The following is a 16316-nucleotide window of genomic DNA, read 5'->3' on the forward strand; positions in this document are numbered from 1 at the left end:
GAGCCGGTAATCCTTTCTGTTAAGGGTTACCGGTTTTTATAAGTTAATAGGGACATGATCATCATCTCAATAGCTTTTCTAGTATCTTTCTTGCATTATTGTAGCTAAATCCTTCATCGAGGATGGTTATGTCATTGGATAATATGGATCTTCGGGCGTTACCACATGCTGTCGGTGGTGAGAGATTCTGTACAAGCTAGTAGATTTCGGCTACGATTCTTATATAACAGATTGACTGAATGGATGGTAGAAATATGTATTGTAAACTGTCAGAAGCATCACCAATTACCATCGGACTGCTAGCACATGTTGATGCCGGCAAAACCACCTTCGCAGAGCAGCTCCTATATCATGCTTCCGGAATTAAGACTCGGGGGAGAGTCGATCATCAGGATGCCTTTTTGGATAGTCATGAGATGGAGCGGGCACGGGGGATAACGATTTTTGCTGACCAGGCGGTGATGAAATATAACGAACAATCGTATCAGCTCATTGACACACCGGGGCATGTCGATTTTTCAGCTGAGATGGAGCGCGCTTTACAGGTCATGGATTATGCGGTAGTCATCTTAAGTGCTGTGGAGGGCATTGAAGGGCATACCGAGACGGTCTGGCAATTGCTACAGGAATATGGCATACCCACTTTTATATTTATTAACAAAATAGATCGTACCGGTGCTGACGTCCAGCGTGTGCTAAAAGCGTTAAGGCAGCAATTTTCGCCGGATATGTTGTATTTGGCAAAAGGTCTGGATCAGAGCATGCTGCCTGAAGAGGTCATTACCGCCGTTGCTGAGCGAGATGAAACCTTGATGGAGGCATATCTCGAAGACAACATTTATCCTGGGCAGGTATTGGCTACGCTGAAACAAATGGTTAAAGAACGGGTGGTTTTTCCCGTTATGAGTGGAGCAGCTCTATTGGATCAGGGGATTGCGGAATGGATGCAGACGATGCAACTACTAATGGAATCGACTTATGAAGTAAACGCAGTGTTCAGGGCACGAGTATATAAGGTGCGTCATGAGCTGCAAGGCACGCGACTGACTTTTATGAAGATATTAGCTGGAAAGTTACGGGTACGGGAGGATCTCTGCTATAGCACTTCAGAACATGAGGAGTTAAGCCAGAAAATCACTTCTATTCGTATCTATCATGGGGGGAAATATTCTTCATGCGATGAGGCCTCCGCGGGACAGCTTATTGCCGTTACGGGCCTAACCGATGCAGCCATTGGACTGGGTATAGGTAATCATTCAGATCAAGTAGAATCCCGTCTTGTGTCAGCGTTGAAATCCAAAGTTGTATTCAATTTGGGGATATCATCCAGAGAAGTGCTACGCTATTTCATGATCCTGCAAGCCGAAGACCCTACGCTGCAAGTGACATGGGAGGACAAGCTGGAGGAGATTCATGTTCATGTGATGGGAATGATCCAGCTAGAGGTACTTCAGCAGGTGGTGTTAGACCGTTTCCAGCTCAAGGTATCGTTCTCCAATCCAGAGATATTATACAAAGAGACGATCGCAGACATTGTGATTGGTTGTGGGCATTTCGAACCTCTTAAGCATTATGCAGAGGTGCATCTCCGGCTTGCGCCTGCGAAACGTGGTGAGGGAATTACATATCGCAGTACATGCCATGTTGAGCAGCTCAGCACAGGGTATCAGCATCTCGTCGGTCAGCATTTACTTGAAAAGGACCATCGTGGAGTTCTTACCGGCTCTCCCGTCACCGATCTGTATATAACGCTCTTAACCGGGGCAGCGCATCAGAAGCACACTCATGGCGGTGACTTTCGGGAGGCGACACTGCGGGCACTGCGGCAGGGATTGGAGCAAGCGAACAAGATTCTACTGGAACCCTATTATCAATTCAAAATCAAAGTCGATGCAGAGCTTATCGGACGCGTAATGTCTGATATACAGCTGGCCCATGGTGAATTTGACCCGCCAGAAATGCTAGGTGAATCGATGTTTATTCAGGGACGTGCGCCTGTCGCGACGTTCATGCATTATGCAGTAGAGCTTGCTTCATTCACGAAGGGAAAGGGAGCAATCTCGATGAAGTTAGGCGGTTATCAGCCATGTCATAACCCAGAACAGATCATCGCAAGGATTGGATACGACCGCAGCGCTGATCCTGAGTACACCTCCAGCTCTATGTTCTGTGCAAAGGGAGCGGGATATAGCGTTCCTTGGGATGAAGCGCCTTCGTATATGCATTTGGAGATTCAGGAATAGGAGTGAGAAAGCAGTCTAGGAATTATCCTTCACCCTAATATTTCTTTGTCCCCATTCAACAACGGATTCAATTAAAGGCACTAATTCTTTTCCAGATGAAGTCAGAGAATACTCAACTCTTGGTGGCACTTCGTTATACTGCTCCCGATGAATGATTCCATATTCTATAAGATCCCTCAGTGAGTTGGTTAAGGTAGTCCCTGTTATTCGATGCAGTCTTCTTTTTAACTCGTTATAGCGTATGTTGTCGTTCTCACTAAGAATGGCTAGGATCGGGAGGTTCCACTTTCCGCTGATTACATGGAATGCGAAGGTTGCAGGACATAATTGATCAAGTCTAAATTCGTATTTCATACATAACTCCTGTCCAATAGTATTATTAAAGATACTTAGTATTAAAAATAAACGTACTTGTTTGAATTTGTATTGGTATTATAATACTCCCATACAAAGAACTTCTACAAGAGGGCACTTTCTTTGATTCTCCAGCGAAAGGTGATTTATATATGAATAATTCAAATATGATGTGTGACCTTAAAACTGGTGTCTGTGGGCCAGGGGATGAAGAACAAATGGAAATAATCGATTTTAATCTACAGTCCCCCAAAATTACACTTTACTATGCAACAGATCCGATCTGTTCCCACTGTTGGGCGCTTGAGCCGGTACTCAATCGTTTTATTCTGCAGTATGGTCAATATTTTAACGTGAAGACGATTATGGGTGGTTTGCTTTCTAGCTGGCATGGTTTTGCAGATGTCTCCAATGGCATTCAACAGCCTTCAGATGTTGCGGAGCATTGGAGAGAAGTCGGTTTACATTCACGTATGCCTATCGATGGTTCTTTGTGGAAAAACAATCCGATTCTTTCTTCGTACCCGCCATCTAGAGTATACAAGGTTATACAAAATATAAATCCGGGTAAAGAAAATGAGTTTTTGCGTCAGGCAAGAGAAGCTGTATTCGCCTTCAATCAGAATATTGGAGAGGAGAAAACATTAGTTGATATAGTCAACAACATTGGGCTAAATGGCGAAGAAATAGTGGCGGAAGCGGAAGCTGCTCTTGGATCGGCACAAGATTTGTTAGAGCAGGATTTTGAGTTAGCAGGCAGACTTGGTGTACGTGGATTTCCAACCATTATCATGGTGAATGAAGAAAATAAAGGTGTAAAAATTGTGGGGGCACGATCATTAGAAGCCTATGTCGACGGACTTCAACAAGTTTACAATGGAGATGTAAACGCTGAAAATGTTCCATCTCTCTCTGAACTTATCAAGGAAGGAAACATTTTGTTCTCCAAGGAAATTGAAGTGTTGTATGATATTGAATCTAGTGATATGGAGTCATATATAGCCACGGAAATGATAGAGGGGTCATACAGTATTAAGCATGTTTTAGGTGAATCATACGTCGTATCTTGATTATAATGAAAGAAGCCAGTAACCCAAAGAACTTTGGAATTACTGGCTTCTTTGGCACAGTTGCTTTCTCTACAGTTTTGGCACGTATCGTTGAATTTGCTTGCTTTATCATCCACTCGATCAAATCAAATATAAAGTTTAGGTTACCTTCACATGATATGGTTCAGCGTAATTTGATTAAGGATTTTTTGAGGTATACACTACCCGTCCAAGGAAATTATATTGTTTGGGGATGCGCATTAACTGTTACATCTGCAATTATTGGACATGTCAATGCAGATATGGTCGCTGCAAATTCAGTTGCCTCGGTCGTTAAGAATCTGGTTATTGTATTATGTGGAGGTATTGCAAGTGGTGGCTCCGTACTTGTTGGTAAATATCTAGGCAATGGCGAAATTGAAATGGCTAAAAGAGCTGGGAAAATATTAAATGTATATGCTATCTTGTTTGGCATCGTTGCAGGTATTACTTTACTATTATTGAAGCCTATAGTGTTTCTACTTGTCAATTTGGATGATCAAGCACAAATATATTTGAGTGGAATGCTTCTTGTCTGTGCTTATTGTTGTATTCCGAAATCGATAAACTCCACGACGATTGGAGGAATATTTGTTGCTGGAGGAGATTCTAGATTTGGCTTTTGGTGTGACACGATTGTAATGTGGGGCATCATATTACCATTAGGATACATGAGTGCATTTGTGTCGCATCTCTCCCCTCTAATGATATTTATTATCATCAATTTAGACGAGGTTATTAAAGCCCCGATTGCCTTAATGCGTTATTTTAAATTTAAATGGCTTAACGATATTACGAGGGATTATGTTCGCAACTAATATATGTAGTGACGGAAAGGAGATTTTTATGAAAATTGAACATATTGCTATGTATGTACAAGATTTAGAAAGCTGCAGACAATTTTATAGTCATTTCTTTAATGCTAAGTCAAATCGACAATACCATAATCCCAAAACGGGATTAAGAACCTATTTTCTCACGTTTGAAGGCGGCGCGAGATTGGAGATTATGAGCAGACCGGATATGGTAGAAGGAGTTCATGATCTCTTGCGGACGGGCTTAACTCATTTAGCTTTTAGCTTAGGCAGTAAGGAACAAGTCGATCTGCTGACCAAGCAATTGGCAGAAGCGGGATTTAGAACGTTAAGTGGACCACGGACCACAGGTGACGGATATTATGAAAGCAGTATTTTAGGGCCAGAAAATATTCAAATTGAACTTACTGTCTAAAAACTAAAAGAGGTGAAGAATTTGACAGAAGAAGAGCGAATATTCAAAGGGATATTATACAATCCAGGTAACACAGACCTAAAGCGTAAAAAGCTTCTTGCCCACAATTTGAGTAGTCAATATAGCCGAACATTTGAGGATCAGACAGAGGAGCGGGAAGCGATATTGTCACAGTTACTTGATAGCATAGGGGAGCATTGTTTTATCCAAGGTCCCATTTTTTTTCATTATGGTGTTCATACAAAAATCGGTAATTGTTTTTTTGGAAACTATAACCTTACAGTCCAAGATGATGCACAGGTTACGATAGGTGATCATGTGAGTTTTGGACCTAATGTAACAATCGTTACGCCTATTCACCCATTCGTTGCCTCCGAGCGTAGACAAATGCTTGATCAAAATGGTGATGCTGCGTCTTTATGCTATGCTAAGCCTGTTAGCATTGGTAACGATGTTTGGCTCTCAGCAAATGTAACTGTATGTGGAGGTGTTACGATTGGTGATCGATGCGTAATAGGTGCAGGTAGTGTCGTGACTCAGGACATCCCAGAAAATTCTTTTGCTGCAGGTGTGCCGTGTAAAGTAATCCGTAAAATAACCAATCAGGATAGCATGCGCCATAAACCGGAAATACTTTCAGATTGCGATATAATCGAGTAGAAATGTAGCATCCCATTCAGTGACGGTACCAACATGACAAATGGTTCTTCCAACAACGTTATAGGCAACTGTTTTTTAAAGGTCAATATCCGTTTCCAGAGAATATCCCTTATTCTTTGGATGATTATTTTTTTAAACCAGCTGCAAAGTAGGGGCCATTAACTGTAATGGTTGTTAGGATACGGGCCATTTCTAGAGGAGATTCTTTCGTGCCACTTTCCAACCATTGTTGTATGACCGCTATGATTGCAATTCCCATATAAGCAGCTAAATATTGCTCTGGAACAAGAAGATTTTCCTCCTTCATAAATGCGTTTGGATTATTTCCTGAAAGGCATTGAGAATGATTGGATGGATACGCCTCGGGTACGCTATGAGGTCAGCGAGAAATTTTATAAGGGACACATTCGCATTGCAAATGAATGGCCGATCGCCCAAACCCAATATTCCGAATATTATCTGAATGGAGAAGAAATGTCTTTGCAGCACACTCCCGTTCAGAACGAATCCAAACTTACCTATAATGCTGAGCCCGGTCAGACAGAAAACAGTGATTTACGGTTTAAATTTACCGCTGACGAGGACATGGAGCTCACCGGAAATATGAAGCTTAAGCTCTGGGTCTCCACCGATGACGCAGATGATATGGATCTTTTTGTCGGCATTAAGAAGTTCGACAGACGCGGCAATGAAGTGTACCTGCCTGACTTTAACCATCTTGAAAACGGTCAGGTGGCTAGCGGATGTTTGAGGGTTTCCCATAGAGAGCTGGATCCTGTAAAATCTGCTCCTTATCAGCCTGTACTTAAGCACAAGAACTTGTTGAAACTTAATAAAGGCGAGATTGTACCGATAGAAATTGAAATATTGCCTTCAAGCGTATTCCTCAAGAGTGGGGAAAGTCTAGTGCTGGTCATAAAAGGCAGCGACATAATTGTCGATGACAACCCGACAGGCTCAAGAGGTTATGGGCATAGCGACACAGTGAACAAAGGAACTCATAAGGTTTATGCCGGAGGAAAGTATGATTCTTTCCTTTTGGTACCGTTGATTCCCTTGAGAGATTAGTGAAAGTTCCAAAACATAAATATAGACTATTTTTTGATTAGAACCAAAATTATCTACCAGAAAACATTTTGGTTCTAATTAAATTAGGGTATTTAGAAGAGATAGCTTACTATGGTTATTTTTTTAAAAATTTTAATCCTATAGGTCTTTGCTGGGACCAGCAATCGAAATGTCAGAGTACCATGCCATAGGAGCTTGGTTTCCAGCAGCATTTGGATTTTTATTAGGTGGGTTATTTTTATGGGGAATTGATAAAATCATACCTCATCTTCATCCAAATACGCCTCATAGAGAATCGGAAGGGCTTCATCCTAAAGAAAGAAAAAGAAGTACATTGTTGGTCTTTGCCATCACCCTTCATAATATCCCAGAGGGATTAGCGGGCGGTCGGGATTGCATTCGGTGCACTTGCCGTCTCATTTATTGAACCATCATTACCTTATGCATTGAGCTTTGCAGCTGGAGCAATGATATTTGTAGTAGCTGAAGAAGTGATTCCAAGCTCACAAGAAAAAGGAAATAAGGATCTGGCTTCTATGAGTTTAATGGTTGGTTTTGTATTGATGATGATTCTTGATGTGGCTTTGGGTTAACTTGAATTTTCACTTGCGTAATAACTTAGATAAGTAATTGAAAGGAGTGATGTAGGATGTTGATTACTACTCTAGCGAAAGAAGAAACGCAGCACTTCATCTTTGGAGAAAGCAAGATCTGAATTTTTTAATCTCGCGATTTTAATTTACGGAATTTCGAGATGAAATAATAGGAATTATAGATGAATTGTATTCTAAGGCGCCAAATAATGAGATTCGGAGGTGTTTTGCTTTATACGATTAGATAGTCGTGGTTGGGTTCCAGTGATAAATTCTGAACAAAATCAAATCACTTTACATCTGAAGATGAAACTAATTTCAATTGTCCTTCATCAGCCTCTGTTCTACCAGTATTATTAGATTTTTCAGAACTATAGGACGAAAGAGATATTGTTAAGAAGATTATTATTACAGCATTAACACATAAGAATAACTCAGTGCGAGTAGAAGTTGCGGAAAGAGTCCAATACTCCGGGCGTAAATTAAGGAAATCCATATGGGAGCTGAGCGTAAGAACATAAAAAATATTGTCTTCTGGTATACAGAAAACGATAGAACACACATAATAGTTTACCAATGAGTGAAGAGGAGAACCAGATCTAACGTATACTTGACTCGGAAAGTGAAAACATAAAAGAAAGCGTTGACATTTTTATTGGAGCATTCTTATAATAGATTTGAAATCGATTACATTGATGCCTTATTCGCTTCAACTGTTTTTTTCGGGTTTGAGAGAGGGAAGGAATGGGAGGAGCTTTTCTTTTTTTATCTCTAAAATGAAATCGATTTCAAGAAAGTGAGAGTCCAAAAGAGTCATATTACATTGGATGACTTACGCGCTCAAACTGTTTTATACGATTTTAAAAGAGGGGGAATGAAAAAAAATTGTTTTCTTTTTTTCTCGAGTATGAAATCGATTTCAATATGAAAGTCGAAAGGAGTCATATATGCAGTCCATAAGCACATCGGTAAAGCGAAAGCTGGGGCATAACAAATATTTTGCGGCGACCATGGTACTGTGTTTGCTGTTCCCGGGCATATTCGGGGGAATGGCACGAGATATCGCTTACGCGCAGGAGACGCCAACGCAGACGCAGACAGACAGCAAGTGGTATCAGAACTTTGAGCATGCCGGGGAGGGGAGTACCTATGGAATTTCTGCCGTTGGCACCTCATCAACAGCGTCGGTTACAGATCGGACACCGGGCGGCGGAAGTCGGGGAAGTGTCCGCCTGATCCAGACGAACGATAATAATCCCGGCGGTGGAGCCTGGAACACTGATGTATACGGATTCACGGTATCGCCGCAGAAAGATACAGTTACCGAAGAGACCTATTATGATGCTTCTGCCTATAACTATTTGAATTTTTACATTCTGGACGCCGATGTTCATAACCCGAATGTTGTCATCCGGGATGCAGACGGGAGAGTATGGAATGCCAATACGGACCAGGCGCTGTCCGTGAAGGATGAATGGACGAGGCTTTCGATTCCGCTCGATAAGACAAAACTCGATTTTTCGCGGATTGTCTCCATTTCGCTGGGTGAGTATTGGGGCTGGGGCAACATCTATTATTTTGACGAGTTGTACTTTGCCAAATCTGCTGCCGCTCCGCCGCCCGCTTATCCGGATGATGGCGTGGAGCCATCGGCGCCTGTCATGTACCAGAGCTTCGAACAACCTGGCAGTGATGGTAGCTATGGCTTGGCAGGTCAGGGAAGAGCGACTGTCGCCCAGCGTGTCACTGCGGCTGCTGCTTATTCCTCAAGCTCCGGCAGTCTTAAAATGGTGCAGAATACCTATACGGACGGGGAAGGGAAGGAACGGAACGAAGCCTGGAACACCGGCGTTTATGGAGCCGGAATTAAACCTGAGGGCGGCTTGACCGTATCTGGTGCGACGTATATGGACGCTTCCCCCTTCAGTTATCTGATGTTCTACGTCAAGGATACGACAGCGGCCGCCGGATCCAGTATTCATGTTGTATTCAAGGATGCCGAAGGCGGGGTCTGGGATACGGAAACAAACGCAGCGGTCAAGACCGAGTCGAAGCAATGGGTGAAAATGACCGTAAAGTTGGACAAATCGAAAATTGATTTGTCCAGACTGCAGCAGATTGAGCTCGGAACGTACTGGGGTTACGGTAATGTGTACTACTACGATGATCTTTATCTGGCTCAGAACGAAACAGATCCTTCGCCTGCCTTTAAGCCAGAGCGCACAGTCTTGTTCAATGATTTCGAGAGCAAAACCGGCTACTCCGCTGGCAGCGCTACCACTGCCGAAGCCTCAGGTGAAATAGCTAACGCAGCGGGCATGGCCGGTGTCATGGTCACAACGAGCAAAAATGACTGGCCTTATTCAGCCGGGAGTTATTTGAGCGTACAGCCCAAAAAAGGCGGTGCGTTCGATGCGTCGGCTTATTCATACCTTGCTTTCTATCTGAAGGACACCCAGGGCAGCAATGGAGTGGAATTCCGCATCAAGGATGCCAACGGGGGCGTCTGGGACACGTGGGGAACCTCCAAATCGACCAAGAATAAGTGGGTCAAAATGCAGCTTTCGCTGAAAGGAGCCTCGAAGATTGATCTGACAAAAATTGTATCGGTCGACGTCGGATTTTACAATGCCGGAGTGTATTATCTCGATGATATGTATTTTGCCATGGCCGAAGACGATGTACTGTCCGGCTTCATCAGCGGAACCCAGAATATCGGAGCGGTCTGGTATCAGAATTTTGAGACGAGAGGGCAGGACGGAAGGTACGGGATTACGGCCGGTACCGGGGTGAGCACTGCGCTCAGCATGGAGAAGTCTGCGAACGCATACAATTCTGCGAGCATTCGGGCTGTGTTGTCCCAGGATTCGCCCAACCCTGGTGTGAATGGCATAGTCGTCAGGCCTCAGGCACTCGAGGAGTCCCCGGACAAGAACCTGCCATACGACTATCAGCCTGAGTTTGATGCAACAAATTTCAGCCATCTGATCTTTTATGTGTGGGATGAGCAGGGCGGTCAGACGCTGTCAGTACAGTTGAAGGATGCTGGCGGCAAAATGGTAGACTGGCAGACCGGAGGGACGACAGCAGGCGGATGGAATCGGATCGTTATGCCTTTGGACAAGAGCGTGAATTTCCAATTTGCACGCCTTAGCGCTGTGACGGTGACGCCGGTGAAAGCGGGGACCTATTATCTGGATGAATTTTATTTCGGTAAAAACGAAAGCACAGGCTTTCCGAATGCTGGCTTTACACAATTGGTACTGAAGGATGTGGACGGCGAAGCGATGCCTTATTTGGGCAGTCTGCCGCTGGGTTCTTTCGAGAAGCAGCTGGACAGAACGTACCTCTCTTTAAACGGGGACTGGAAAAAAGAAAGAACCACCCTGGATTCCCAGCTGTCAGCAGCACCCCGGGACAGCGCCAGAACTGCCGGACTAGAGGAAGAGGCGGGCGGCAGACAAGAGATTGGTTACAACGACTCCGGCTGGGCCGGCAAGACGCTGCCTCTCCCGGAGGATGAGAGCGCGATTTACGAATCTCCGAGTGGACCGGAGAACAAGAGTGACAAGTCGGGTTATCAGGGCGGGGTATGGTACCGCAAGCATTTTGAGGTGAATAGCTCTCTTGAGGGGCAGCCTGCACAGCTTACTTTCCTCGGCGTCAACTATTTTGCGGATGTGTGGATCAATGGACAATATGCGGGCGGACATCAGGGCGGCTACACGCCGTTCGCACTGGACGCTTCCGGTCTATTGAACTATGGCGGCGACAATGTGATCGCGGTGCGGGTCGACAATCCGAAATGGGACACGTTCAATAACGGTGAAATACTGCCGTACGCGACGTCCGACTGGTTCAACTACACAGGAATCCTGCGGGACGCCTACGTTGAATTTATGCCGGACACCTATGTGGTGCGCAGTGATGTGCGTACGCTGAATACGGATGGACATCTGTCGGTCCGCACCTTTCTGAATCATACGGGCAAAACGGCGGAGCAGATTCAGCTGTCCTATACAGTCTACGAAGCGGAGATCGGAGAGGGTAACAAGCTCAGTGAATATGCGCAGGACCTGACGGGTATGGAAGCCGCTGTGCTACAAGGAAGCACATTTACTGTTCCGGCCAGCGGGCAGGCGGTACAAACAGTCGAGGTGAAAGTACCTGCACCGAAGCTGTGGAGTCCATCTGAACCGAATCTGTATATTTTAAAGGTAGAGCAGAAGAGCGGTGGAGCAGTAACGGACACCTTTTATACCCAGTTCGGTATCCGTACACTGGAAGCGGAGGGTGTACAGCTTAAGCTGAACGGAGAGTTGGCTCCGTTTCTCACCGGGGTCGGTTATACGGAGGACAGCAGCGACAAAGGACCGTCGCTGGATGATGCAACCCGGTACAGCGACCTGCTGAAGATTAAGGAGGAGCTGAAGGCGAATTTCGTCCGGACTGGGCATTTCCCGCACAGCTTGCCGACCTATCAGTATGCCGACCGGATCGGCCTTGCTGTTTGGCAGGAAATTCCAGTCTATTGGTTCAGCGGAGAAGCCTTCGACCTACAGCGTCAGCGGGGCCAGGCCAAGCAAATGATGGAGGAAATGATCTTGAGTAATTACAACCGGCCTTCCGTCTGGTTTGACGGGGTCAGCAATGAGTCAGGCGGGCAGCTGGAGCGTGTCAACTTTATCCAAGAACTGCGCGACACTGCACATGCCATCGACGGAACAAGACTAGTCGGACAGTCCGCCGTGGCGAATCCGTACAAAGGCGTGAGCGATCATTCACATTCCCCTGCGGATATCATCGGAATGACTATGTATTTCGGCGCCTTCTACGGTGCGAATTCAGACTTGGAGACACAGGAGGAAATCGAGGCCATACATGCGCTGCATCCGGGCAAGCCGATCATCGCCACAGAGTACGGCTACTGGTCGGGTGACGAAACCCCATCGGACACAAAGCAGACGACGCTGTTCACCGGCACCTTCAATGCCTTTACCCGCACAGCTACCCGGGCAGAGGACGGGACACCGAACCCGGACGGACTACTGAGCGGTGCGGCCTGGTGGACTGCATATAACTGGTATACCAATATTACGGGCCTGCAGACGATGGGCCTGTATCATATGGACCGGACAACGCCGAAGCAAGTAAAGGATATTCTGGCGGAGCGGTATAACCGGTATAACCGGATTTCGGCCGGAACGCAGCCGAAGCCGGCCGGGATTTCGACTTGGTTCCAAAGCTTTGAGTCGGGCCGGGGTTATTTATCTTCATCTGCTCAGCTGCAGCTGGAATCAGCAGCAGACAGCGCGGCAGGTAACGGTACGAAGAGTCTCAAGATCACAGCCGGTTCCGGAGCGGACGGGACTTATGCCGCATTTGTTCCGCAGGGCGGCGCGATCAACAGCGATCTGACAGGCTACAATTACCTGAACTTCTACGCTAAGGACAGCATGGGGGACAGAACTCTTTCCATTACGCTCGTGGATGCCGAGGGACGTTCCTGGACAACGGAGACGGAAGGGAAGACGGTGAAAGATACATGGACGCGACTGAGTGTTCCGCTTCTGAAGGCGCAGGGCGTTCCACTGTCCGGCCGGCAGCTGAATACGCTGGCGATTACCCAGATCAGGATCGGCATGAACGCTTCTGAGCAGCTATGGGTCGACAACTTCTTCGCTGCAACCTACAAGACCGGCGCGGAGCCCGCTTCGTATCCTGTTGGTGCTAGCGGCTGGTTCCAGTCTTTTGAGGAGACAGACGTGCAGGTAGGCCAGGGTGTGAATGCCGTCGCGGCAGTTGACCGGACGTTTGGGGTCAATCCTGGAGGAACGGGAAGTGTGAAGCTGGAAGTAACCGGAGACGGCGGCTCACCTGGAGCGGATAAGCAATCTGTCATCATTAAGCCCCAGGGCGGCGCAGCTTCCATAGATGCTTCCGGCTTCAATTATCTGGCTTTCTATGTTAAGGATATGCAGGGATCGAACACCATCCACGTTACCTTTGTGGATACAGACGGCACGGTCTCCGTGAATAACTGGACCGATGTAGGTTCAGTCAAGGGGCAGTGGACGAAAGTATTTCTTCCACTGATGAAGACATCTGCCGATATCAGCCGTCTGAAGGAAATCCGGTTGTCGGAGTGGAATCCCGGCACTTATTATTTTGATGATCTGTACTTCGCTGAATATCCGTCTGATGAAATTCCCGCCACGTATACGGAAAAAATTCCGGAGAAGAACCGTCCGGAAGGTCAAATCAAGGTGGCAACGGTTGGCGATAGCATCACAGCAGGAGCCGGGCTGAAATATGCCGGGGTAACGAGTTATCCGGCACAGCTCCAGTCGCTGCTCGGGAGCAACTTTGCCGTCAAGAACTTCGGTGTCAGCGGCCGTACGCTGCTAAAGGACGGCGACGATCCATACTGGAATGAAGCAGCATTTGCCGCCAGCCAGACTTATGCTCCAGACGTCGTGGTTATCCAGCTTGGTACTAATGACACGAAATCCTGGAACTGGAAGGAGGGGCAGAACCAGTTTCTGAGCAATTATAAAGAGCTGATTCAATTGTACCAGGCACTGCCAAGTCATCCGAAGGTCTTTGTCAATCTGCCACCGGCAGTGTTCAACGATGATCCGAACCAGGCTTATGGCATTGTCAACTCCGTCCTGCAAAATGGGGTCATTCCTCTGATCCGGCAGGCGGCTGAAGCGACAGGCGCAACCCTGATTGACGTGAACGCGGCCACAGCCGGAAGCCGCAGCGACTTCCCGGATAAGATTCATCCGAATCCAAAAGGAGCCTGGACTTTAGCCGATACTGTGGCCAAAGCCATCCGGGGCACACTTTACAGCATCGGGGATACGGAGATCACCACCTGGAAAGACGGCAAGGCCGGCGCGTATTCGATTATGTACGATGATGGTATCTACAAATCCGCTTTACGGTTTGCCGGATTGCATGAAAAATACAGCCTGAAGGGAACGCTGGCCCTCATCAGCGGCTGGATCGACGATGGTTATAATGACACTGGCGCTTCCACGGGCACGTGGGATCAGTGGAAAGCACTGCTCGATAAAGGGATTTTCGATGTAGCGAGCCATACGGTTACTCACCGGAATCTGACCACGCTCAGCGGGTCAAATGTGTCCTCCGAGTTCAAGGATTCTGTCGCCCGGATCAAGGAGAAGACAGGTTATAAGCCGGAATCGCTGGCGCTCCCGTACAATACGGGCAATGCGGCGGTTGCGGCAGAAGCAGCCAAGTATTTCGTTGCCGCGCGCCAGGGAGGCAACAATGCCGGCAACGCCAGCAGTACAGAGCAGTATTACAATCTGAGCAGCACAATGGTTGAAAGCACGACAACGGCCGTCCAACTGGATGAGTGGACCGACTTTGGCATCGCCAAGGGCAACTGGCTGATTCTGACCGGCCATGGCAATGATGGTGAAGGCTGGTCTTCACCTCCGCTCAGCCTGTACGACAATCATTACGGATATGTAGCCCAGCGGATAGATGCTCTTTGGAACGGTACCTTTGCCGAGGTGGGCAAATATTTGCGTGAAAGACAGAACGCCACGGTTAAGGCTACTAAAGCAGCTTCCGGTACAATTGAGGTTAAGCTGGAGGGCACACTGGACCCGGCAGTTTACAATGAGCCGCTGACCTTGAGAACGAAGGTTCCGGCAGAATGGAGTGAGGTTACTCTCACACGGGGAGCCACTTCTTATAACCTGAAGCCAGTCCGTGAGGGTGAAGGTGCATTCGTGTATTACGAAGCCTTACCTGGAACGCAAATGCTGGTTATCAGCAAGAAGGGAACTTCTGTTACCAGCCCTGATACCGGAACCGGCACACCGGCCTCTTCCGTCTCCGCAGGCGCAACAGACGGTGCGAAGTCTGTTCTTGCTCCCGGCACAGCGGAGCTTACGAAGGCGCTCGCCGCCGCTCCGGCGGATACCAATGGAGTGCGGACGCTTACATTTAAGGCCGGATCAGCTGCGGGTAAGACAATATTCGAATTGCAGCTGCCTGCCTCATATCTGGCTTCGATGAAGCAGGTGCGGATCCAATTTATTACCCCTGCAGGTAGCCTGCTACTTCCGGGCGATATGTTTGCGGGCATGGCTAAAGAAGCAAAGCAGATTGCTGTGTCCGTTAAGCTCGCGGATCTGTCCGGTGCGGATGAGGACGTCAAGCAGGCTGCGGGCAGCCGTCCGGCTGTCGAACTGGGCGCTGCCGTGGACGGAAATCCTGTCAGCTGGCAGAACAATCTAGCGACCGTTACGTTCCGCATGCCTTACCAGCTTTCCTCCGCTGAAGCGCTCAACCCGTCTCAGCTGACGTTCTGGCAGATTGGTAAAGACGGAAAGGGACAGCCGGTAGTCAGCGGAAGATATGACAGCGTAGGCGGTGAGATGCTATTCACCACACATCGCTTCAGCCGTTATGCAGTTGTCTCTGTAGCCAAGAGTTTTAGCGATCTGGGCCGCTACGGCTGGGCGCAGGCAGCGGTGGAAGCTCTTGCCTCTAAGGGCGCCCTCCGGGGAGTCTCGCAGCATTCGTATTCGCCTGCGCAAACTATTACCCGCGCGGATGCGGTAGTCATGATCATGCGATTGTTTGATCTGCGGGCGCAAGCCTCCCATTCCTTTACGGATATAACGCAAGCTGATTATTACTATGAAGATGTGAATGCTGCGCGGACGCTGGGCATTGTGCGCGGCTCGGGCAGTGGTGAGTTCCGGCCGGAGCAGCCGGTAACCCGTCAAGAAATGATGATGATGCTGGACAGCGCCATGCTTGCCGCAGGCAAGGAACGCTCCGTGGTCAGCGGGGAGGCATTGCCGGAATTTAGGGATGCTTCGCAGGTATCCGCTTATGCTAGGGAAAGTGTGGCCCGTGCGGTTTCGGCCGGTTTATTCCAGGGCTATAACGGTTACTTGCAGCCCGTTTCGCCGATCACCAGGGCGGAAGCTGCTGTTACACTTTACCGGTTGTACGGAATAATGTACTAGTTGAATTGGCGGGTCGTTTCGGTGAACGTTTATTGCTGAAGAAGGCCCGATCCTTCGAAA

At 47.5% G+C, this 16316-nt stretch carries 8 protein-coding genes and 2 pseudogenes; 8 read left to right on the top strand and 2 right to left on the bottom strand.

Annotation, left to right across the window (positions count from 1 at the left end; all coding sequences use genetic code 11):
- The first annotated feature begins 254 nt into the window (after positions 1-254).
- Positions 255-2243 carry a translation factor GTPase family protein gene (locus MKY52_RS23235; protein ID WP_341053764.1) on the top strand — a complete coding sequence of 663 codons (1989 nt, stop codon included), beginning with the start codon at positions 255-257 and terminating at the stop codon, positions 2241-2243.
- 15 nt (positions 2244-2258) lie between these two features.
- On the opposite strand, the gene MKY52_RS23240 is transcribed toward MKY52_RS23235, so the two are convergent.
- On the bottom strand, positions 2259-2597 hold the full coding sequence (locus tag MKY52_RS23240; RefSeq protein ID WP_341053767.1) for a winged helix-turn-helix transcriptional regulator: 339 nt from the start codon (positions 2595-2597) through the stop codon (positions 2259-2261).
- Positions 2598-2749: 152 nt separating this feature from the next.
- Between MKY52_RS23240 and MKY52_RS23245 the strand changes: the two genes are divergently transcribed.
- Genes MKY52_RS23245 through MKY52_RS23260 form a run of 4 tightly spaced genes read left to right on the top strand, consistent with a single transcriptional unit; the run spans position 2750 to position 5575 of the window.
- The gene (locus MKY52_RS23245; protein WP_341053769.1) at positions 2750-3667 is read left to right on the top strand and encodes a DsbA family protein; all 918 of its coding nucleotides are present in this window, start codon (positions 2750-2752) and stop codon (positions 3665-3667) included.
- A gap of 5 nt (positions 3668-3672) precedes the next feature.
- The gene (locus tag MKY52_RS23250; protein WP_341053771.1) at positions 3673-4503 is read left to right on the top strand and encodes an MATE family efflux transporter; all 831 of its coding nucleotides are present in this window, start codon (positions 3673-3675) and stop codon (positions 4501-4503) included.
- Between the two features lie 28 nt (positions 4504-4531).
- Positions 4532-4915, top strand: coding sequence for a VOC family protein (locus tag MKY52_RS23255; protein WP_341053773.1), 384 nt, complete (start codon positions 4532-4534; stop codon positions 4913-4915).
- A 12-nt stretch (positions 4916-4927) separates the two neighbouring features.
- A complete protein-coding gene (locus tag MKY52_RS23260; protein ID WP_341053775.1) occupies positions 4928-5575 on the top strand; it encodes a sugar O-acetyltransferase in 648 nt (215 codons plus the stop codon).
- A 124-nt stretch (positions 5576-5699) separates the two neighbouring features.
- Here MKY52_RS23260 and MKY52_RS23265 read toward each other — a convergent pair.
- Positions 5700-5882 (bottom strand): annotated as a pseudogene (locus MKY52_RS23265) (TetR-like C-terminal domain-containing protein); the annotation flags it as partial.
- A 44-nt stretch (positions 5883-5926) separates the two neighbouring features.
- Here MKY52_RS23265 and MKY52_RS23270 point away from each other — a divergent pair.
- From MKY52_RS23270 to MKY52_RS23280, 3 genes and pseudogenes are all read left to right on the top strand, one after another.
- A complete protein-coding gene (locus tag MKY52_RS23270; protein ID WP_341053778.1) occupies positions 5927-6643 on the top strand; it encodes a CocE/NonD family hydrolase C-terminal non-catalytic domain-containing protein in 717 nt (238 codons plus the stop codon).
- Between the two features lie 136 nt (positions 6644-6779).
- Positions 6780-7236, top strand: a pseudogene (locus MKY52_RS23275) (ZIP family metal transporter); the annotation flags it as partial.
- Positions 7237-8183: 947 nt separating this feature from the next.
- Positions 8184-16256, top strand: coding sequence for an S-layer homology domain-containing protein (locus MKY52_RS23280; RefSeq protein ID WP_341053780.1), 8073 nt, complete (start codon positions 8184-8186; stop codon positions 16254-16256).
- Positions 16257-16316: the final 60 nt, after the last annotated feature.

This window comes from Paenibacillus sp. FSL P4-0184 (assembly GCF_038004625.1).
Taxonomy (GTDB): Bacteria; Bacillota; Bacilli; order Paenibacillales; family Paenibacillaceae; genus Paenibacillus_AQ.

What these genes read in the sequence shown, in the direction of transcription:
- MKY52_RS23235 (WP_341053764.1), top strand. Translation starts at nt 255, where the DNA reads ATGTATTGTAAACTGTCAGAAGCATCACCAATTACCATCGGACTGCTA.
- MKY52_RS23240 (WP_341053767.1), bottom strand. Translation starts at nt 2,597, where the DNA reads ATGAAATACGAATTTAGACTTGATCAATTATGTCCTGCAACCTTCGCA.
- MKY52_RS23245 (WP_341053769.1), top strand. Translation starts at nt 2,750, where the DNA reads ATGAATAATTCAAATATGATGTGTGACCTTAAAACTGGTGTCTGTGGG.
- MKY52_RS23250 (WP_341053771.1), top strand. Translation starts at nt 3,673, where the DNA reads ATGAAAGAAGCCAGTAACCCAAAGAACTTTGGAATTACTGGCTTCTTT.
- MKY52_RS23255 (WP_341053773.1), top strand. Translation starts at nt 4,532, where the DNA reads ATGAAAATTGAACATATTGCTATGTATGTACAAGATTTAGAAAGCTGC.
- MKY52_RS23270 (WP_341053778.1), top strand. Translation starts at nt 5,927, where the DNA reads ATGGATACGCCTCGGGTACGCTATGAGGTCAGCGAGAAATTTTATAAG.
- MKY52_RS23280 (WP_341053780.1), top strand. Translation starts at nt 8,184, where the DNA reads ATGCAGTCCATAAGCACATCGGTAAAGCGAAAGCTGGGGCATAACAAA.